Raw genomic sequence first — 19460 nt, 5'->3', positions numbered from 1 at the left:
TTATCGGGATTTAAGGTAATTAATCCAAAGTTTTATATTTTTGCCATCAATTTAAATTTAAAACCAAACAATATGTCAGACATTGCATCAAGAGTAAAAGCTATCATTGTTGATAAGCTGGGTGTTGACGAAAATGAGGTGGTTGCTGAAGCGAGCTTTACCAACGACCTGGGGGCGGATTCCTTGGATACGGTAGAGTTGATAATGGAATTTGAAAAGGAATTTGATATCCAGATCCCTGACGATCAAGCAGAAAATATTGCTACTGTAGGCCAGGCTATTAGCTATATAGAGGAGGCCAAGTAAGTACATGATATTCATTCAATCGAATTGAAATTATCCATGTGGTAATCGGGCTGCATGGATAATTTTTTTTAATTTACGCTTGGGTTACACAGCAGACAAACAGTTTCCTTACATGCAATTAAAACGAGTAGTAGTTACCGGTCTGGGAGCCCTTACCCCCATTGGCAACACCAAGGACGCATATTGGGAAGGCCTCAGAAGTGGCAAAAGCGGATGTGCTCCCATCACCTATTTCGATACTGAAAAATTCAAAACCAAATTTGCCTGTGAGCTCAAGGGGTATGACCCCATGGAGTTTTTCGACAGGAAAGAGGTCCGGAAGCTGGACCCGTTTGCACAATATGCCCTGGTATCCTCGGACGAGGCGATTGCCGATTCCGGCCTGGACCTCGATACGGTAGACAAGTTCCGGGTGGGCGTGATCTGGGGCGCCGGGATCGGTGGCCTGGAGACCTTCCAGACCGAGGTGCTGAATTTTGCGGCGGGTGACGGCACCCCCCGGTTCAACCCTTTCTTTATCCCCAAGATGATTGCGGATATTGCCCCGGGGAACATTTCCATCAAACACGGCTTTATGGGGCCGAACTACACCACCGTTTCCGCCTGCGCCAGCTCGGCCAATGCGATGATCGATGCGCTGAATTATATCCGCCTCGGCCACTGCGACGTGGTGGTCACGGGGGGGAGCGAGGCCGCGGTTACCATTGCGGGCATGGGCGGGTTCAACGCCATGCATGCCCTGTCTACCCGGAACGACAGCCCTGCAACCGCTTCGCGTCCTTTTGACGCCACCCGGGACGGCTTCGTACTGGGCGAGGGTGCCGGGTCGCTGATCCTGGAGGAGTACGAACACGCCAAGGCCCGGGGCGCCAAGATCTACGCCGAGGTGGCCGGGGGCGGCCTCAGCAGCGACGCTTACCATATGACGGCCCCCCACCCGGATGGAATCGGGGTGGTTCGGGTTATGGAGAACTGCCTGCGGGATGCCGGGGTGGCTCCTGAAGAAGTGGACGCCATCAACACCCACGGGACGTCTACACCCCTGGGGGATGTGGCGGAACTCAAGGCGATCTCACAGGTTTTCGGGAAGCACGCCCCGGAAATCAACATCAATTCCACCAAGTCCATGACGGGGCACCTGCTGGGCGCAGCGGGGGCCATCGAGGCCATCGCCTCCATACTGGCCATGGAACACGGGATCGTTCCCCCTACCATCAACCATTCCGTGGTCGATGAAAATATCGACCCGAAACTCAATCTGACACTCAACAAAGCACAAAAACGGGATGTGCGGGTGGCGATGAGCAACACCTTCGGTTTCGGAGGGCACAACGCCTGCGTATTGTTTAAAAAGCTAAGCTGAACCCCGTATGACATTTCCCGGAAATATATTCAATTCCCATCCTAAGGAGGATGGGGATTTTTTTTTGGGCATCTCGGCAATCCTCGGGTTCAAACCCAAGAACCTGGAAATCTACAAGCGCGCCTTCCTGCATCGATCGGCCAATAAAAAGGACAATAAAGGGAACCCGATGAATTACGAACGCCTCGAGTTCCTCGGGGATTCCATGCTCGGCACCATCATTTCCAAACACCTGTACAACGAAGTGCCCGCGGGGGACGAAGGATACCTGACCAAGATGCGTTCAAAGATCGTGAGCAGGAAGCACCTGAACGAACTGGGCAAGGACCTGAACCTGCTCAAGTTTGTGGAAAGCCGGATCCCCAAATCGCATTTCGGGGAGAATATCCACGGCAACGTGTTTGAGGCCCTTATCGGGGCTATCTACCTGGACCGCGGCTACAAGTATTGCGAAAAGTTCATCGGGAGCCGGGTCATCGAACCCTATGTGGACATCGAACAACTGGAAGGGCAGGTGATCAGCTATAAGAGCCTGGTGATCGAATGGTGCCAGAAGCAGAAGAAGGAGTTCAACTACGACGTCTATGAGGACACCGGCAATGATCCTGTCAAGCATTTTGCGGTCAAGCTGAACATCGACGGGCGCGTCCTGGCCAAGGCCCGGGCCACCTCCAAAAAGAAAGCCGAGGAAAAGGCCTCCCGTCGCGCTTTTTTTGCACTTCAGAACAAGATTGAGAACGAGTAAGAGCCTCTGGCGCAGACGGGGATACGAGGGCGGCCGGGAGAGGTTTAGGCCTGCAGAACTAGGTGGATTCGGGCAGAACCGTTATATTTACGATTCGTCAAAAATGGGAATGGGCGCATTGCTGAATATTTGGGAAGACCTTTTGGAGGACACCTCATTCGGGCTATTCGCAATCCACAGCCAGCTGGAAGACTATGCACTGGCCTATGCCCTGAACCAGGCATGCGGGATTAAATTGCGACGCCTTCCGGACGATCTGGAACTCGATCAGCAGGTTTATTTCCCCCTGTTTCAATATAAGGACGAGGCAAACCAACGGGAGTGGACCCTTGCCCGCAATTCGGGGATAAGTACCGGCAGCGGCACCGCCGCAGGGCTTTTTCCTGATGAACCCAGCCACAGGAAGCATTTCCTGATCCCGGAAAAAAAGGAAGTTGATTTCTTCCTGAAACTGGAAGGGGAGGATGCCGAACAAAACCTGGTATCCAGTCTGCTGTCCATATCAAAGATTATTACGGCCTACCGACTGGAGGCCTCCAAACTGAAATCCAAACAAAATTTAATTTTTTAGAACCGACATGCCAAGCCATAAAAAGACCAAAATTGTGGCCACACTCGGCCCGGCCACCAGCGACAAGGAAGTATTGCGCAAAATGGTGGAAGCCGGGGTGGACGTTTTCCGGATCAATTTCTCCCATGCCAATTACGAGGACGTCGCCAACCGGATCCGAATGATCCGGGAGTTGAGTGAGGAACTGGGCACCTATACGGCTATCCTGGCGGATCTGCAGGGGCCCAAACTCCGGGTGGGGGTAATGTCCGGCGAGGTCGTTGTGGCACCCGGGGACGAACTGTTCTTCAAAACGGGCAAACCCTTTGAGGGGACAGCGGAGGCCGTGTACATGAACTATGAGAATTTCCCGAGGGACGTGAAACCCGGGGAACGCATCCTGCTGGACGACGGCAAGCTGATCTTCGAAATCCTGGAGACCAACGGGGAAGACAGTGTAAAGGCCAGGGTCATACAGGGCGGTCCGCTCAAATCCAAGAAGGGGGTCAACCTCCCGAACACCAACATCTCCCTGCCTGCACTGACCAAGAAGGATATCAAGGATGCAGAATTCGCCATCTCGCAAGAGGTGGACTGGCTTGCCCTGTCTTTTGTGCGCCACAGCCAGGACCTCATGGACCTGCAGGAGCTGATCGCCAAGCACACGGACCACAAGATCCCGATCATCGCCAAAATCGAAAAGCCCGAGGCCGTGGAGAATATCGACAAGATCGTCGCCTATTGCGACGGCCTGATGGTGGCCCGGGGTGACCTGGGGGTGGAAGTCCCTGCCCAGGAAGTACCCCTGATCCAGAAAAAACTCGTGCTCCGCGCCAAAAAAGCGCGGATCCCCGTAATCATTGCCACCCAGATGATGGAGACGATGATCACCAGCCTCACCCCCACCCGGGCCGAAGTGAACGATGTCGCCAATTCGGTGATGGACGGGGCCGATGCCGTGATGCTTTCCGGGGAGACCTCTGTGGGGAATTATCCGGTTCAGGTCATCGAACGGATGACCAGCATCCTGAAAAGCGTCGAGGGGTCAGAACTGATCAAGGTACCCCACGACCCGCCCCACGTGCGCACCAAACGATACATTACCAAAAGTGTTTGTTACCATGCGGCACTGATGGCAAACGAGATCAAGGCAAAGGCCATTTCCACCCTGACCAACAGCGGATATACCGCCTTCCAGATATCTGCCTGGCGGCCAGCGGCACATATCCTGGTGTTTACCTCCAACAAAAGGATCCTGTCGCAGCTGAACCTGCTCTGGGGGGTCAAGGCATTCTATTACGACCGGTTCGTGTCCACGGATGAGACCATCGAGGACGTGAACAAGATCGCCTGCCAGAAGGGATTCCTGGAGGCCGGCGATATGCTGATCAGCCTGGCGGCCATGCCCATCAAGGATAAGGGGATGGTCAACACCCTGCGGGTCACTGAAATAGACAGCTGTAATTTCTGATTCCCGCCGGGGTTCAGAACTCAAACCGCAACTGTACGGAAACCGAATCTTCCACAGGTTCGGTTTTTTCATTCCCCGTGTTGAGGTTGGAGAGGGAGATACCCAGCAACCTGACGGAATTCTCCAGGGGCTGCTGGTAGAGCAACTCACGGGCCACTGCCAGTATTCGTGCCGCGGAATCCACGAAATCCGGCAGGGTACGGCTGCGGGTCTGCAGGCTGAAATCGCTGTACTTGATCTTCAGGGTTACCGTTTTTCCCGCCCTTTCCCTGGGCTTCAGCCGCTTTTCCAGTTCGTCGGATATCTGGGAGAGTTTTTCCATCATAAAAACCTCGCTGCTGAGGTTTTCACTGAACGTCCGCTCGGCCCCGACGGATTTGGGGATGCGGCTGGGTTGCACCGGGCTGTCGTGGATGCCGCGCACCACCTGGTAGTAATGGTGTCCCCCTTTACCAAAGTGCTCCGTGAGGAATGCCTCACTCCGCTTTTTGAGGTCTGCCCCGGTAAAGATCCCAAGGGCGTTCATCTTTTCGGCAGTCACCTTGCCGACCCCGTGGAATTTTCGTATTTCCAGGGCTTCCAGGAAATCAGAAACGGCCTCCGGGGGTACGGTTTTCTGTCCGTTCGGTTTGTTCATATCGCTGGCTACCTTGGCGATGAATTTGTTGACGGAGATACCGGCGGAAGCGGTAAGGCCCGTTTCCTCCAGGATACGCGCGCGGATTTCCCGTGCGATCAGCGTCGCAGAGGGCGGCCCCTTCCGGTTTGCGGTAACGTCCAGGTAGGCCTCGTCCAGGGACAGGGGTTCTACCAGGTCGGTGTATTCCAGGAAGATGGACCGGATTTGACCGGAGACTTCCCGATAGCGCTCAAACCGCGGCCTGACAAAGATCAACTCCGGGCAATTGCGCCTGGCCTGTACGCCGCTCATGGCCGACCGTACCCCGAACCGGCGCGCTTCATAGCTGGCCGCTGCCACAACGCCCCTTTTGGCACCACCCCCCACGGCGATGGGTTTTCCTTTCAGTTCAGGGTTGTCCCGCTGTTCCACCGACGCGTAAAACGCGTCCATGTCCACGTGGATGATTTTTCGCAAACCGGCGGGAGTTCCCATACCCAAATTTACGGTATATTTAGGCGCAGGGGCCCCTGCGGGCCCGCTGCAACCATCTATCGGCATGCTCGAAATCGAACGTAAATTCCTCGTATCCTCCACCGCCTACCGGGACGCCGCCCGTTCCCGGACCGAGATTGTCCAGGGCTTCCTCTGTACCGACCCGGAACGTACCATCCGGGTCCGGCGATCCGGGGACCGGGCATGGATAACCATCAAGGGGCGGACCCGTGATTCGGGAACGACCCGCCCGGAATGGGAATACCCGATCCCGGTTGCCGAAGCTGAAGAATTGCTCGGACTATGTCCGGAACCGCCTATCCGCAAGGTGCGCTACGAGGTGGCCGAAGGGGCCCACCTTTTTGAGGTGGATGAATTCCTGGAAGCCAATTTGGGCCTGACCCTGGCTGAGGTGGAGTTGGAGGATGTTTCGGAGGCCTTTCCCAGGCCGGACTGGTTGGGGGAGGAGGTAACCGGCAACCCCGCGTACTACAATTCGCAACTGAGTATTAAACCCTTTGGCACATGGAACGATTGAGAAAATTACTACCCTTGGTCGCGCTGTTTTTGCTTGCAGCATGCGGGGGGCCTCAAAAAGACCCCGGGATCCCCGGGTCAGGTAACACCGACGGGACCGCAGGGAACCCTGACAAGACAGACGAACCGCAGCCCTCGGTGGCTGCCCTCCGGGAGCGCCTGACCTCCGCGGGTTTTGAGGTGTTCGATTATGTGGATGAGCAGACCGGGGATACCATCCTGATGCAACAGTATTTTATGGCATTCCTCAAAAGCGGCCCCATCCGATCCCAGAACCAGACGGAAGCAGACAGCCTCCAGCGCCTGCACCTGGCCCACCTGGGGCGCATGTACGAACTGGGTTATGCAGATATTTCAGGACCCTTCGGGGACGACGGGGAAATCCGCGGGATTACCATTTACAATGTGCCGACCCTGGAAATGGCGGATAGTCTGGCGAACCTGGACCCGTCAGTAAAGGCTGGCCGGCTGGTGATTGAAATACACCCCTGGTGGGCTGCAAAAGGGTTTCCGCTCCGCTGATCAGCCCAGGGTGCGGAACTGGCGCAGGAACCGGACATCGTTTTCGCTGAGCAGTCGGATATCGGGAATCTGGTGGAGCAACAGGGCAATGCGGTCAATCCCCATCCCGAAGGCAAATCCCGAGTACGTTTTGGAATCGATGCCGCAGTTTTCCAGGACGTTCGGGTCCACCATGCCGCAACCCATGATTTCCAGCCATCCCGTGCCCTTGGTCATCCGGTAGTCGGTCTCCGTTTCCAGCCCCCAGTATACGTCTACCTCGGCACTCGGCTCGGTAAACGGGAAGTAGGAGGGCCTGAGCCGGATTTTTGACTTGCCGAAAAGGGCAGTGGTAAAGTACCGCAGGGTCTGTTTCAGGTCTGCAAATGAAACGCCTTTGTCTATGTAGAGCCCTTCCACCTGGTGGAAGAAGCAATGGGACCGGGCCGAGATGGCCTCGTTCCTGTAAACCCTGCCCGGGGAGATGGTGCGGATGGGGGGTTTGTGGTCTTCCATGTAGCGGACCTGTACGGAAGAAGTATGGGTGCGCAGGAGGATGTCGGGATCCGTCTGGATAAAAAAGGTGTCCTGCATATCCCGTGCCGGGTGGTATTCGGGCAGGTTCAGGGCCGTAAAATTATGCCAGTCATCTTCAATTTCGGGGCCTTCGGATACGGTAAAACCGATCTGGGAGAAAATATCGATGATCCGGTATTTCACCTGGGAAATCGGGTGTCGCGACCCTACGTCCAGCGGCAGGCCGGGACGGGTCAGGTCGCCGTACCGGGCCTTGGCCTGCGCCCCGGCCTCCAGGGAGGACCTGAGGGCCTCCACCTTTTCCTGGGCCGCGTTTTTCAATTCGTTGACCGTCTGGCCAAATTCCCGTTTTTCCGCCGCCGGCACGTTCTTGAGCTCGGCGAAAAAGGTAGTCATCAGGCCTTTTTTCCCGAGGTACTTGATACGGAAGGCTTCGATGGCATCCTGGGTATCTGCCTGGAAGTCCCGGACCTCTTGGAGGTGTTGTTTCAGTTGGTCGATCATGCTGCTGGAAACTTGGGCATGGCATAGGCCGAAAAGCCCTGTAAGCAGGGACAAAGGTACACAATTCCGGCAACCGGGATTGTATTTACACCAGCAAAAAATCAATGGAAACCCCTTGTCAGTCTGTATCGCGAATGTTTTCCCTAACCCATTCTATACAAGCCCGGAACGATTTGAATATATTTTCCTCTGGGACCAGGTCCGGAATGATGTCGATTCGGGTCATCAGGTAACGGGGTTGTTCCTGAACATCCTCAAAGAGTACGGTCACATCCTTTTTACGGAGTTCCTGCAACACATCTTCCATGGCATAAAGGCCGGATTGGTCCATATACTGCATCCGGCCCAGCCGGATGATGACTGCCTTGGCCGTCTGGGGAATCTGGTCCGCCAGGCTTTGGAAATCGCTGGTCGTGCCAAAAAACAGCGGGCCTTTGATATGTTTGATAAATACTTCTTCCCGGAGCTTTAAGGGAAAATTCGTCTCGTCGGGCCAAGCTTTTTCGTCCTGTAGCGATTTTACATCCGAACGCTTGGCGGTCAGGTCGCCGATCTTCTTCATAAACATCAACGAGGCGATTACCAGGCCGATGCCAACTGCATAAATCAGGTTCCAGAATGTCGATAGGACGAGAACTACCACCATAATAATTACTTCCGAGCTCAGCCTGAGCGGCCCGAGTACAATATCCCTGGGCAGGCTCGGGATGGCGCGCAGTCCCTTGTAGTCCATGACGCTGAACCCTACGGTGATCAGGATCCCTGCAAGAACGGCTGCCGGGATGCGCGAAGCAATTGGCCCAAGTGCCAGAAGTATCACCAGTAGCAGCAGACCTGCGATAATACCGGAAAGCCGGGTTTTTCCTCCGGAATTGATATTTACGACCGTCCGGATCGTAGCTCCGGCCCCAGGGATGCCGCCAAATAAGGCAGCAATGCCGTTTCCAATTCCCTGCCCCACCAATTCCTTGTTTGGCTCGTGTTTGGTCTTGGTCATGTTATCGGCAACCACTGAAGTCAGGAGTGAATCAATCGCACCCAGTAAGGCCAGGGTAAGGGCGGTAAAGATATAAGGGGTTATCTGGTCCAGACGGAACGCTGTGAAGATTTCCAGGTTGGGGAGCGGAAAGGCCCTGGGGATTTGCTCGATGGGTCGGTAGTCGAGGCCAAAGGCAATGGCAGCCCCGGACACCGCCAACAAGGATACCAAGGTGCTGGGAATGAAGGAGGTAATGCATTTAAATCCATAAATGATGGCAATGGTGGTTAGGGTCAGTATAAGTTCCAGCCAGTGGATATTCGAGATGGCGCGATTCATTAACTGAATGGCTCCCAGGACACCGCTGGCTTCCTTGGCGGCCAGGGTCCGGGACTCCTTGAGGATGGCTTCCGGGGTGATTTCATGTGACCGGTTAATGGTTTCCTCAAAATCCTCGAGGACCAGGATGCCTTCGCCAGCCTCTTCTCTCAGGATATTTTCCAGGATGAGCTCTTCCGCCCGGGGTTTGAACTGACTGACATATTCGGAATCCTCCCTTGGATAATAACCCACAGCGGGAAGTATTTGTGTGACGACAATGATCAGGCCGATGGCAGTCATGAACCCTGATACCACCGGGTAGGGGATATATCGTATGTATTTGCCCAGGCCAATCAGGCCGAGCAAGATCTGCATGATCCCGGCCAGCAGGAATATCGTCAGGATAGCAGGCAGGGCCTGCTCGACACTGCCGTCATTTACCGAAATGATGCCGGCGATCACCACCATGCTAACGGCTGTCATCGGTGCGGTAGGCCCTGAAATCTGGGTAGGGGTGCCCCCAAACATGGCAGCAAAAATACTGATGAAGATAGCTCCGTATAAACCGGAACTGGGACCAAGGCCCGAACTGACACCAAAAGCAAGAGCCAGCGGGAGTGCCACAATTCCAGCCGTAACCCCGCCTAAAAGATCTCCTCTGAAATGCGCGAAAATGGATTTCATAGGATATTGCTCGTTTTGGAACATAGAAGATACGACAATAAATAATGAAGCCGCCATACAAATGGTATGGCGGCTTGCATTGGAACGTGTCCGGGTACTGCTACTCGTAAAAGGAGACCTCCCCGGTGCTGATGTCGTACATCGCCCCCACGATGGCGATTTCCCCCGCCTCCTCCATTTCGCAAAGGATTTTACTCTGCGACCGGATGTGGTCGATGGCCATTTTGACATTGGCCTCCGAAACCGCATCCACGAAATCCAGGTTCCTGGAATTCCGGAGGGACTCGTCCCGGGGTTCCTTCACGGCGGCTACGGCCGGCTCGATCTTGTTGATCAGGGCGGTCAGGTGGCCCAGGCGGGCATGGTCGCAGGCGCCCTTGACGGCCCCGCAGCTGGTATGCCCCAGGACCACCAGCAATTTGGTCCCGGCCAGTTTGCAGGCAAATTCCATGCTTCCCAGGATGTCCTGGTTGATGAAATTCCCGGCAATCCGGATGCTGAAGATATCCCCCAGCCCCTGGTCGAAGACCAGTTCCGCGGATACCCTGGAGTCGATGCAGCTCAGGATGGTGGCAAACGGGAATTGCCCGTCGGCCGTATCGTTTACCTGTTCCAGCAGGTTGCGGTTGGCCTTCAGGTTATGCTGGAACCGCTGGTTTCCCTCCTTGAGGAAATTCAGTGCTTTAGCAGGCGTCATGGTAGCCTGTGTTTCCTTGGTATGTGCTTTCATAGGTAGATTTTAGGGTTTGTAGAGTTCTTTTTTGGGCGTCAGCCTGAAGAATTCGATGTAGCTATCCGGATTTTTTGTTTCACCGCGCTCCGAGATCAACAGGATGTCGATGTTCCGGTTTTTGGCCTTCAGGGTAAAGTCGTCCAGGATCTCGATGATGTCGTTATCCAGGTACCGGGTTTTGCGTACATCCAGCTCAAGATAGGAGTTTTCGGGCAGATTGTCCAGTGACCTCAGGATGGCCCCCTTGTTGATAAAGGTCACTTCTTCCGCCAGGGTCATCTTAAACCGGGTGCCGCCGTTGCCCTCTTCCTCAATGTGCAGGAAGTGGGAATTCTGGTAGCTCTTTATCAGGATTATCACGATACCGACGGCAAGGCCCAGGGAGATGCCGATCAGCAGGTCCGTAAAAATGATTCCCACAACAGTGACCATAAAGGGGACGAATTGCTTCCATCCCTTGAGGTACATTTCCCTGAAAAGGGACGGCTTGGCCAGTTTGTAACCCACCAGGAACAGGATGGCCGCCAGTACGGAAAGGGGGACCATGTTGAGGAGGGTGGGGATCAGGATAACGGATATCAGCAATAAAAAACCGTGGATGATGGCGGACATCTTCGTTTTCCCGCCCGACTGGATATTTGCAGAACTGCGCACGATCACCTGGGTAATGGGCAGCCCGCCGACCAGGCCGGACAGGATGTTGCCGGATCCCTGCGCAAGCAGCTCCCGATTGGTGGGGGTTACCCGCTTCTCAGGATCGAGCTTATCCGTTGCTTCCACGCAGAGGAGGGTTTCGAGGCTCGCCACCAGGGCTATGGTGAAGGCCGCTATCCAGACTTCCGGCTGGCCGATGACCCCAAAATTCGGAAAACTGAACTGGGCGACAAAAGAGGCGGTATCCTCCGGGACCGGTATATTGACCAGGTGTTCTGCGGAAATGCGCAATGCGTCGTTGCCCCTGGTCAGCAGGAAGAAGACGATACCGGCTACCACGGCAACCAGGGGCCCCTGTACCAATTGGAAAAACCGGGCTTTTTTGGTGAGCACTTTATCCCAGAGGATCAGGATGCCCAGACCGATCAGGGCAATCAGCGTGGCCCCAGGCGAGATGTTGTTGACGGTGTTGAACAATTCCGAAAAAGTATTTTCACCATCTACCTGGAAAAAGGCCCAGTCGCCCTCCGGGTCGGCGTCGTAACCGAAGAAATGGGGGATCTGTTTGAGGATGATGATGATCCCGATCCCGGTGAGCATCCCCTTGATCACGGAGGAGGGGAAATAATAGGCAATGATCCCTGCCCTGAGGAGCCCAAATACTATTTGTATCACCCCGCTGAGCACTACGGCAACCAGGAAATTCTCCCAGCCCCCGAGGGTTGCAATGGCCGACAGGACGATGGCAACCAGGCCGGCTGCCGGCCCGCTGACCCCTATCGCTGACCCGCTGATAGCGCCTACCACGATCCCCCCGATGATCCCGGCAATAAGGCCGGAAAACAGGGGTGCCCCACTGGCCAGGGCAATTCCCAGGCACAAGGGGATGGCGACGAAAAATACGACGATACTTGCAGGAAGGTCCTGCTTCAGGTGTTTGAACATAGAGTTGTTTATTGGACGCGTCCGATGCGGGAACACGCCGGTTAGTGAGTTGTTTGGGGATTAAAAGATCAGAAAGTCAAGCCCGTTTCGGGGGAGGGAGCAAGATTTCACCGATGAAATCCGAAAGGGCAGGGGTAGGCCTGAAAGCAGGATCCTTTTCGGGGGAGGCTTTACCGGAATCAAACGGGATGCTGGTGTGGACGATCAGCTTTTCTTCGAGGGGGTCCAACTTGAAGGTTTTTCCCGATTCCTCTTCGGCCGGGTTCAGGGCAATGGCGATAGTATCCTCGGATTGGCATAGCCAGGCCAGGGGCGATCCGACAATGGACAGCGCCCAGAAGCTCAACAAGCCAACAAGGAGATGTTTCGACCGCATAGACTGTGGAATACTGTAAAAATAACCCGTTCTGCCCGAAAATTCTGTTAACAAAATTTTAAAACTTTTTTAACAGTTTCAGGTCTTCGGCGGGCATCCAACCGGATTGCCCGTCGGCCAGGAGGATCTTGCGCCAGTCGGCCAGGGAGTCCCTTACCTGCACCCGGGTGCCTTCGTGAAGTTTAAAGGCCTCGGACGCCCCCCGGTTGGGTTCGGACCGGACCGTCACCTCGCCGGCAAAGATGATAGCGGGCTGGTCTGCACGGTACTCCAGGCGCTGCAGGTAGGCCAGGGCGGTGGTAACGATGCAAAGCCCGAGAAACAGCAGGCTGGATATCAAGGCGATGCGTTTTTGGTTGGGCTGGTACAGGCGGTAGAAAGCCAGATAGGCCATCACGAAAAGGAACATGCATACGATACCCATGTAGGCCCACTGGTCAATGCTGAATCGATAGAGCAGCCCATTGTACCACCGGGATATCTGGGTTTCGGGCAATGGCTGGATTGCATCCAGGGTCATGTTCCGGGCAAAGGCCAGGTTGTTCCGGATTTCCGGGTCGCCCGGCTTGAGCAGAAGCGCCTTCTCGTAGTAGTAAATGCTCGGGGCAATCTGCCCGAGTTTGTAATACGCGTTCCCGAGGTTGTAGTACAGGGCCGCGGAATGCTGATCCGATTCCAGGATCTGCTGGTAATTGTCCACGGCTTGCTGATACGCCCCCTCGTTATAGGCATCGGTTGCCCGGTAGAACAACGAATCCGCCTGGGGCAGGGCTGCGGGCGCGGCCAGGAGGAAAAGGACCAGGAAGAGAAGCGGACGGCTCGGTTTCATGTCAGAGGGTTTTATCCAATTCAGCGATAACCTGGCTGGCCTTATCGTAATCCTGCTGCATTTGCACGCGGGAAAAGGGGCTGTAACGGGCCATTTCGCAATTTTCCAGAAGGCGGGTAAAGCCCTCGACCGATTCTGCTTCAACACCCCTTCCCGCCAGCAATTCCCTGATTTTGTCCTTGCTGAATTCGGAGGTTACGATCTTGAGCTTCGCCTTCAGGTAATTGTGCAGGGCTTTTTCCAGGGCCACATAGAATTCTTCCTTCTGCCCGAGGAGCTTTCGCGCCCGGGACAGGTACCGGCGTGCAAGCCGGTTGGCTTTTTTGACCCGGTTGCCCACTACATCCCTCTCCAGGGCTGCCTGCTTTTTGCGCAGCACGATGAAAAGCGGGATGAACAGGAGCGGGGCCAGCAACCAGATGATATGGGCACGGCTGCCAAAAAATGGATTCCACACCTTATCCTGCAATTCCGGTTTTAGTTTCAGGAAATAGAACTGGCTGCCGGTAGCCACGGGCGATTTGGGCGTGGCCGGGATGGCAGGCGCCCCGGGTGACGTTGCCGTTGGCCCCTCCAGGACATTGATGGTTATCTCCCGCGAGCGCGTACTTTCATATTTCCCCGTACTGGGGTTGAACCAGGAAAAGCTGATGGGGGGGATGGGGTATTTGCCCTGGAACCCCGGGACGATGGTATATTCCTCGGAGACGCTCCCCTGCATGCCACTGATCGTCGTCCGGACATCTTCGCTGAATTCGGGGTCGTATACTTCCAGGGAACTGGGCAGGGTGAGTTTCGGGAGCTGGAACAATTTCAGGTTCCCCTTGCCGCTGACCGTCACAGTGGCCCGCAGGGATTCGGAGGCATTCAGGCTGGATTTGCTCGTCTCCACCTTCAGCTCCAGGTCCCCCACTGCCCCGCTGAAATCAGCGGGTTTGCCGGCTTCCGGGAGGGGCCGGACCTGAAGGGTCCGTTTGCCGGCGGAAACCGTTTTGTTGGTAGAGGCATAGATCCGCTCCCCAAAGAAATTCCGCTTATCCGTAGGTACCTCGAGGGATACCTCCAGGGCCAGGGGTTCGATTTCGAGTTCCCCGCTTTTCTGGGGGTAGAGCACTACCCGCTTCAGGACCACATACCGGTAGGGCTGCCCGCCAAACGTGCCGTTCTCGATACTGTATTTGCTGAAGGGGATCTCCTGGCTCCAGAAGTTGTTGTATTTGGGGTTGTCCAGGGGACGGAAATTGGACACACCTACCGAAGAACTGAAGTAGAGCTTGTAAACGACGCTTACCGGCTCGTTCATATAGGGCTGGGTTTTGGATACCTCGGCGACGAGGTGGAGGTTCTGGTCGGCAATCTCGTCCACGGAGGGGGCCCCGTTCGGGTTGTCTACCGCCTCGGTGACGGTAACCTGCCTGGGGATGGTTTTATACACCTCCCCGGAGATCACGATGGTCCCCTGCCCAATGGTGAATTGGCCGGTGGCCTCCGGCGCCAGCATATAGGTATAGGTCTTGGAATAGGAGCGCACCCCGTTGATCCAGGACGAACTGATGGATTGGGAAGGCCCCATCAGCACGCGGAACCCCTCAAAGTCCGGCGGGACAAAATTGTCCCCGTCCTTGTTCATGATGAAATCGGCGCGCAGGCGTTCGTTGACGCCAAGTCGGTCCTTGCTCAGCTTGAGCTCAAAGGTGACCCCTTCGGCTTCCTGGGCCAACAGGCCGCAGGCCGAAAAGGCCACAAAGAGGAATATGAACAAACGCCGAAGCTTCATCTACCAGTCCTTTTCCGTTTTTACCGGTGCCCCCTTGACCTTCTGGGCATCGATCTTTTCCTTCACTTTCCGCTCTTCGTTTTCCATGGCCTGCAGGAGGTTCTGGATCTGCTGGGGTGACAATTGGTTGGGCCGGGGCTGCTCGGGGTTTTCCTCCGGTTTGCGGTCCTGTTCTTCCTTGCGGTCGCCGTCCCCCTCCTGGTTTTCTTCCTTCTCGTCCTCGCCCCCGCTTTGCTGCTGGTCTTCCTCGTTTTCCTGTTCCCCCTTATCCCCTTCGTTCTGGTCCTGGTTCTCCTGCTCTTCCTCTTTCTGGTCCTCCTGCTCCTGCTCCTGGTTATCCTCGTCCTGTTTCTGCTGCTCCTGGTCTTTTTTGAGCAGCTCCTTTGCCAGGGCGAGGTTGTAGCGGGTTTCCTCGTCGGATGGGTTGTTCCTCAGGGCTTCCTTATACGCCTCCACCGCCTTCTGGTAGTCCTTCTGTTTCATATACACATTGCCCATATTATGGAAGGCCTTGTGTTTCTGGGGTTTTTCCCCCGCTTTTTCCCCCGCTTCCTTAAACCGTCCAAAGGCTTCCCCGTAGCTGTCCTTCCGGTAATAGGCATGACCCAGGTTATAGGGGGCTACCGTATTTTCCGGGCTTTTGGCAATGGCCCTGCGATAGTTGGCCTCGGCGTTCACGAAATCGTCCTCGGCCAGTTCCTGGTTTGCTTCACGGGTCAATTCCCTGGAGGCATCCACTGCCTTCGGGTCGGGGGCTTCCTGCTCCTGTCCGTAGCCGGAGACAGCGAGCAGGCCCATCGCAAATAATAGAATCTTTTTCATCAAGCTGCTTTCCTTTCATTAAACAAATTCAGTTTTCGCAGCCACGCCGTTTTGCGCTCCAGGACGAAAATGTCAAGGAAGAGCAGGAGGAATGCTGCGCCCAGGAACCACTGGAACTGGTCTTTGAATTCTGCAAATTGCTTGGCTTCGAATTCCATCTTATCCATCTGCTGCAGGGTTTCGCTGATCTGTTCCACGGCGGCTGCCGTATTGGACCCCGAAATATATTCGCCATTGCCTTCCGATGCGATATCGGAAAGGATTTGTTCGTTGAGGCGGGTGATGACCACCTCGCCCTGGGCGTCCTTTTTAAGGCTTTCCAGCACCCCGTTGCGCTTGATGGGGATGGGTGCGCCCTTGGTGCTGCCCACGCCTATGGTATAAATCCGGATGCCCTGCTCGGTAGCCATTTCCACAGCATCCATTGCCTGGTCTTCTTCATGGTCCTCCCCGTCGGAAATGATAAACAGGATGCGGTTGGTCTGTTGTTCGTCGTCAAAATAGGTGGCGGCAAGCTCGATGGCTTCGTGTATGGCGGTTCCCTGGGAAGAGAGCATGTCTGTGTTCATGCTCTGCAGGAACATCTTGGCAGCCCCGTAATCCGTGGTGATGGGTAACTGGGGGAAGGCCTGTGCGGCATAGGCAATGATCCCCACCCGGTCGCTGGCGAGCTCGTTGATGATCTCAGAAACCAGCCGCTTGGATTTTTCCAGACGGTTCGGGGCAATATCCTCGGCCAGCATGCTTTTGGATACATCTACGGCAAAAACGATGTCCACCCCTTCCCGCTTCACGGTTTCCAGTTTGGTCCCCATCTTCGGGTTGACCAGTCCCAGGGTCAGGAAGGCCAGTCCCAGCAGGAATAACAGCAGTTTCAGTTGCGGTTTGAACAGGGAGCGGTCCGGGGCAAGCCGCATCAGGAGGCGGGGGTCCGCAAATTTCCGCTGGGTGCGTTTTTTCCAGATATGGTGGGCGATATATAACAGCAGCAATGCCGGCAAAGCCAGCAGCAGGTAAAAGTATATCGGTTGATCCAACTGTATCATGATGCGTTATATAAAACTCCGGAACAGGGTGAACCTGAGGGCCCACTCCAACAGGAGCAATCCCCCGGCAAGCAGCACCCAGCCCCTGAATTTTTCCTCGTACCGGTAATATTTGAATTCTTCCACTTCCGTTTTTTCGAGCTTGTTGATCTCGTCGTAGATCGCCTCCAGTTTTTCATTGTCCGTTGCACGGAAATACTGCCCGCCGGTGGCCGAGGCAATAGCGGTCAGCAGGTCTTCGTCGATTTCGACCTGCCGCATCCCGTACCGGAAGGAGCCATCCGGGTTGTAGCCAATGGGCGACAGGGCATTCCCGTTGGTCCCGAGCCCGATGGTATACGTTTTGATCCCGTATTCCAGTGCCAGGTCGGCAGCGGTCTGGGGTTCGATAAAGCCGGCGTTGTTCACCCCGTCTGTCAGGAGGATGATCACCTTGGAGATTGCCGTGCTCTCCTTGAGCCGGTTCACCGAGGTGGCCAGCCCCATCCCGATGGCCGTGCCGTCGTTGAGCTGCCCGTAGGTAATTTCCCTGAGCGCGTTGAGCACAATGGATTTATCGCTGGTGATCGGTGTCTTGGTATAGCTTTCCCCGGCATAGGCGACCAGCCCGATGCGGTCATTGGGCCGTTTGCGGATAAATTCGGCCGCCACTTCCTTGAGGGCCGATAGCCGGTTGGGCCGGAGGTCCCGCGCCAGCATACTGGACGAAACGTCAATGGCCATAACGATGTCGATCCCCTTGGTGGTCTTGGTGCGGGTGGAAATATCCTGCGTCTGCGGCCTGGCCATGGCCGTGATGACCGCGGCGAGTGCGAGTAACCGAAGGACAAAGGGTAGCGGCTGCAGGCGGCTGAGCAGGCCGGGCTTGCCAAAACCTTTCAGGGAAGGCACCCGCAGGCTGGCCCCCTGCTTTTTCTTGCGGAGGAAATACCACAGCACGGCCAGGGGCAGCCCCAGCAGCAGCCAGAAAAACTCAGGGTTCGCAAATGCTATCTCAGGCCCAATCATACAGTGGTTTTAACTTCCAGGGTTTTGATAATGCGTTCCACGATGGCCTCGGAGTACGTGTCCCCATCTTCCCAGGACAGCACCACTTGCTGGATAAATCCATTCCCCCCGAAAACCAGGATGGTGTAGGCGCCTTCCATGCTCCCGTAGGAATCCGGGACATCAAAGGTTCCTTTTCCGTAAACCCGCACGCCTTCCACACCCGATATGGTGGTAAATGTCTCCTGCTTCGTTATGATGTTCCGCGCCCCGGAGGCTTCGAACTGCTCGAGCACCTTTTCAATGCTCTGCTCAAAATCGGGCTCGGTTTTCGGGTCGGCAAACAGGGTGGAGCTCGCCATGATCGAGAGGTTGGCCCGGGGGTTGTCGTACCCGAACACATCCATGTCCCGGATGGTGCCCCTGGCCTCGGGCGGGAGTTCCACCTCTTTGCGGTAAAGGACTTCCGGGGTTTCCATCAGGATGGGCGGGTACCCGTAGGAACTGGAAATCCATTCGCCTTCCAGCAGCGACTTGGTCGGGGTGCCGAAGACGGCGTCCCGGACCTCGGCGTAGCCGAAGTACGCCACGGTCGAGGCAATCCCGACAACCAGTACCCCGGCTGCCGTTGCCAGTCCGATGCGGATGCGCTTCCTGCGCTTTTGCTGCAGCACTTCCTGCCGGTATTCCTCCTGCTCCATCAGTTCTTCCTCCGTGGGTTCGGGGAGGGCGTCGTGGGTGCGGACCACGATATCCCGCACCTGGTCGCGGTCGGCTTCGGCATCGCGCACCGGGGGCGTGGACCTGGCAAACTTCACCAAATCCGCCGTTTGCAGGATCCGCCGAAAGCGGCTGAGGGTTTCGGTTTCCAGGTTCAGCTGTCCAGCATCCCGCAGCAACTCCAGCTTGGTAATCAGTTCTTCGGTAGTGCTTTCCAGGGCGCTCACGTGTACCTCTTCCTCCAGGTAGGCCCTGACGATGGTCGTGAGTTCCGTGTAATAGCCTTTGAAATCGTCCTGTATCAGGTAGCGGGTGTTTTCCAGGCGTTCGAGCTCTTTCATCGCCCGGTCAAAAGGGGGCAGGAGGGCCTCCTGTTCCGCTTCGCTCAGGGGCTTTTTGCGGAAAACAAACCAGTACAGCGCCCCTCCTGCTAGCAACAGGAAAAGGAGTGTCCATCCCAGCCATCGCAGCCATCGCAGGCTCATGCCATCCACCTCGGCCATCGGCTTGATATCGTACAGGCTTTGCTCCAGGGTGTCCACCGGGATGGTTGCCACGGACACAAATAGGGAATCCGTAAAATACCCCTTTCCGTCAATTTCAATCCGCTGGGCGGGCAGCAGGTAAGCCCCTGAATCGAACTGGGTCAGGGCGTAGGTCTTGATGAGTTCCAGGCGGTTGTCCCTGCGGGTGGAATCCGTTTTAAAGGCTTCTACCGTTTCGAGGGGGGAAAAGGTCTGGCCCTCCGGAAAAATCACCTGGGCCGTGGTATCGGCAGCCACCCGCACCGTAAAGCGGATCTGCTCCCCAATGCGGATGGAGGTGGTGTCCACCCCGGAGGTAACTTCCGGCAGGGACTGGGAAATCCCGGACTGCCCGGCGACGATCAGGCAAAGCAGGACCAGGGCCCCGCGCAGGGCCTTGTTCAGTGCTGTCCGAATGTGCTGTTCTCCAGGCAT

The 19460-nt window shown here is 55.8% G+C and carries 19 protein-coding genes; 7 read left to right on the top strand and 12 right to left on the bottom strand.

Features of this window, described 5'->3' with window-relative positions; all coding sequences use genetic code 11:
• The first annotated feature begins 72 nt into the window (after positions 1-72).
• From H7F20_RS01845 to pyk, 5 genes are all read left to right on the top strand, one after another.
• A complete protein-coding gene (locus H7F20_RS01845) occupies positions 73-306 on the top strand; it encodes an acyl carrier protein (RefSeq protein WP_009778413.1) in 234 nt (77 codons plus the stop codon).
• 112 nt (positions 307-418) lie between these two features.
• On the top strand, positions 419-1669 hold the full coding sequence (gene fabF, locus H7F20_RS01840) for a beta-ketoacyl-ACP synthase II (protein WP_185784446.1): 1251 nt from the start codon (positions 419-421) through the stop codon (positions 1667-1669).
• 7 nt (positions 1670-1676) lie between these two features.
• A complete protein-coding gene (gene rnc, locus H7F20_RS01835; RefSeq protein WP_185784445.1) occupies positions 1677-2414 on the top strand; it encodes a ribonuclease III in 738 nt (245 codons plus the stop codon).
• 109 nt (positions 2415-2523) lie between these two features.
• The gene (locus tag H7F20_RS01830; protein ID WP_185784444.1) at positions 2524-2985 is read left to right on the top strand and encodes an IPExxxVDY family protein; all 462 of its coding nucleotides are present in this window, start codon (positions 2524-2526) and stop codon (positions 2983-2985) included.
• A 7-nt stretch (positions 2986-2992) separates the two neighbouring features.
• Positions 2993-4435, top strand: a complete 1443-nt coding sequence (gene pyk, locus H7F20_RS01825; RefSeq protein ID WP_185784443.1) for a pyruvate kinase — start codon at positions 2993-2995, stop codon at positions 4433-4435.
• 13 nt (positions 4436-4448) lie between these two features.
• Here pyk and dinB read toward each other — a convergent pair whose 3' ends face one another.
• A complete protein-coding gene (dinB, locus tag H7F20_RS01820; protein WP_185784442.1) occupies positions 4449-5549 on the bottom strand; it encodes a DNA polymerase IV in 1101 nt (366 codons plus the stop codon).
• A 64-nt stretch (positions 5550-5613) separates the two neighbouring features.
• Here dinB and H7F20_RS01815 point away from each other — a divergent pair, with 64 nt between their 5' ends.
• On the top strand, positions 5614-6087 hold the full coding sequence (locus tag H7F20_RS01815) for a CYTH domain-containing protein (RefSeq protein WP_185784441.1): 474 nt from the start codon (positions 5614-5616) through the stop codon (positions 6085-6087).
• Entirely contained in the window at positions 6075-6608 is a 534-nt protein-coding gene (locus H7F20_RS01810) for a YciI family protein (protein WP_185784440.1), read from the top strand. Before H7F20_RS01815 ends, H7F20_RS01810 begins: the two co-directional genes overlap by 13 nt.
• Here H7F20_RS01810 and pheS read toward each other — a convergent pair whose 3' ends face one another.
• The 11 genes from pheS to H7F20_RS01755 all read right to left on the bottom strand — a co-directional run bounded on the left by pheS (position 6609) and on the right by H7F20_RS01755 (position 19460).
• Complete coding sequence (gene pheS, locus H7F20_RS01805) at positions 6609-7628, bottom strand: phenylalanine--tRNA ligase subunit alpha (protein ID WP_185784439.1); 1020 nt, start codon at positions 7626-7628, stop codon at positions 6609-6611. It lies immediately after the preceding gene.
• A gap of 118 nt (positions 7629-7746) precedes the next feature.
• Complete coding sequence (locus tag H7F20_RS01800; RefSeq protein WP_185784438.1) at positions 7747-9612, bottom strand: SulP family inorganic anion transporter; 1866 nt, start codon at positions 9610-9612, stop codon at positions 7747-7749.
• A gap of 100 nt (positions 9613-9712) precedes the next feature.
• On the bottom strand, positions 9713-10342 hold the full coding sequence (locus tag H7F20_RS01795; protein ID WP_185784437.1) for a carbonic anhydrase family protein: 630 nt from the start codon (positions 10340-10342) through the stop codon (positions 9713-9715).
• Positions 10343-10351: 9 nt separating this feature from the next.
• Positions 10352-11944 carry a SulP family inorganic anion transporter gene (locus H7F20_RS01790; RefSeq protein ID WP_185784436.1) on the bottom strand — a complete coding sequence of 531 codons (1593 nt, stop codon included), beginning with the start codon at positions 11942-11944 and terminating at the stop codon, positions 10352-10354.
• 76 nt (positions 11945-12020) lie between these two features.
• Complete coding sequence (locus tag H7F20_RS01785) at positions 12021-12320, bottom strand: hypothetical protein (RefSeq protein WP_185784435.1); 300 nt, start codon at positions 12318-12320, stop codon at positions 12021-12023.
• Between the two features lie 58 nt (positions 12321-12378).
• The gene (locus H7F20_RS01780) at positions 12379-13149 is read right to left on the bottom strand and encodes an SH3 domain-containing protein (protein ID WP_185784434.1); all 771 of its coding nucleotides are present in this window, start codon (positions 13147-13149) and stop codon (positions 12379-12381) included.
• Between the two features lies 1 nt (position 13150).
• On the bottom strand, positions 13151-14926 hold the full coding sequence (locus tag H7F20_RS01775) for a BatD family protein (protein ID WP_185784433.1): 1776 nt from the start codon (positions 14924-14926) through the stop codon (positions 13151-13153).
• Positions 14927-15748, bottom strand: a complete 822-nt coding sequence (locus tag H7F20_RS01770; RefSeq protein ID WP_185784432.1) for a tetratricopeptide repeat protein — start codon at positions 15746-15748, stop codon at positions 14927-14929. It lies immediately after the preceding gene.
• The gene (locus tag H7F20_RS01765; protein WP_185784431.1) at positions 15748-16794 is read right to left on the bottom strand and encodes a VWA domain-containing protein; all 1047 of its coding nucleotides are present in this window, start codon (positions 16792-16794) and stop codon (positions 15748-15750) included. The genes H7F20_RS01770 and H7F20_RS01765 overlap by 1 nt, the downstream gene beginning before the upstream one ends.
• A gap of 6 nt (positions 16795-16800) precedes the next feature.
• A complete protein-coding gene (locus tag H7F20_RS01760; protein WP_221898677.1) occupies positions 16801-17802 on the bottom strand; it encodes a VWA domain-containing protein in 1002 nt (333 codons plus the stop codon).
• Complete coding sequence (locus H7F20_RS01755; RefSeq protein ID WP_185784430.1) at positions 17799-19460, bottom strand: hypothetical protein; 1662 nt, start codon at positions 19458-19460, stop codon at positions 17799-17801. Before H7F20_RS01755 ends, H7F20_RS01760 begins: the two co-directional genes overlap by 4 nt.

Source organism: Robiginitalea sp. SC105 (assembly GCF_014243345.1).
Taxonomy (GTDB): Bacteria; Bacteroidota; Bacteroidia; order Flavobacteriales; family Flavobacteriaceae; genus Robiginitalea.
This window is presented reverse-complemented; position numbering and strand designations above follow the sequence as displayed.

Bases quoted from the DNA above. Each gene is read 5' to 3' on its own strand.
- H7F20_RS01780 (WP_185784434.1), bottom strand. From the start codon at position 13,149: ATGAAACCGAGCCGTCCGCTTCTCTTCCTGGTCCTTTTCCTCCTGGCC.
- H7F20_RS01795 (WP_185784437.1), bottom strand. From the start codon at position 10,342: ATGAAAGCACATACCAAGGAAACACAGGCTACCATGACGCCTGCTAAA.
- pyk (WP_185784443.1), top strand. From the start codon at position 2,993: ATGCCAAGCCATAAAAAGACCAAAATTGTGGCCACACTCGGCCCGGCC.
- H7F20_RS01790 (WP_185784436.1), bottom strand. From the start codon at position 11,944: ATGTTCAAACACCTGAAGCAGGACCTTCCTGCAAGTATCGTCGTATTT.
- H7F20_RS01770 (WP_185784432.1), bottom strand. From the start codon at position 15,748: ATGAAAAAGATTCTATTATTTGCGATGGGCCTGCTCGCTGTCTCCGGC.
- H7F20_RS01845 (WP_009778413.1), top strand. From the start codon at position 73: ATGTCAGACATTGCATCAAGAGTAAAAGCTATCATTGTTGATAAGCTG.
- H7F20_RS01815 (WP_185784441.1), top strand. From the start codon at position 5,614: ATGCTCGAAATCGAACGTAAATTCCTCGTATCCTCCACCGCCTACCGG.
- H7F20_RS01785 (WP_185784435.1), bottom strand. From the start codon at position 12,320: ATGCGGTCGAAACATCTCCTTGTTGGCTTGTTGAGCTTCTGGGCGCTG.
- dinB (WP_185784442.1), bottom strand. From the start codon at position 5,549: ATGGGAACTCCCGCCGGTTTGCGAAAAATCATCCACGTGGACATGGAC.
- H7F20_RS01775 (WP_185784433.1), bottom strand. From the start codon at position 14,926: ATGAAGCTTCGGCGTTTGTTCATATTCCTCTTTGTGGCCTTTTCGGCC.
- rnc (WP_185784445.1), top strand. From the start codon at position 1,677: ATGACATTTCCCGGAAATATATTCAATTCCCATCCTAAGGAGGATGGG.
- H7F20_RS01760 (WP_221898677.1), bottom strand. From the start codon at position 17,802: ATGATTGGGCCTGAGATAGCATTTGCGAACCCTGAGTTTTTCTGGCTG.
- pheS (WP_185784439.1), bottom strand. From the start codon at position 7,628: ATGATCGACCAACTGAAACAACACCTCCAAGAGGTCCGGGACTTCCAG.
- H7F20_RS01765 (WP_185784431.1), bottom strand. From the start codon at position 16,794: ATGATACAGTTGGATCAACCGATATACTTTTACCTGCTGCTGGCTTTG.
- H7F20_RS01800 (WP_185784438.1), bottom strand. From the start codon at position 9,612: ATGAAATCCATTTTCGCGCATTTCAGAGGAGATCTTTTAGGCGGGGTT.
- H7F20_RS01810 (WP_185784440.1), top strand. From the start codon at position 6,075: ATGGAACGATTGAGAAAATTACTACCCTTGGTCGCGCTGTTTTTGCTT.
- H7F20_RS01755 (WP_185784430.1), bottom strand. From the start codon at position 19,460: ATGCCTGGAGAACAGCACATTCGGACAGCACTGAACAAGGCCCTGCGC.
- H7F20_RS01830 (WP_185784444.1), top strand. From the start codon at position 2,524: ATGGGCGCATTGCTGAATATTTGGGAAGACCTTTTGGAGGACACCTCA.
- fabF (WP_185784446.1), top strand. From the start codon at position 419: ATGCAATTAAAACGAGTAGTAGTTACCGGTCTGGGAGCCCTTACCCCC.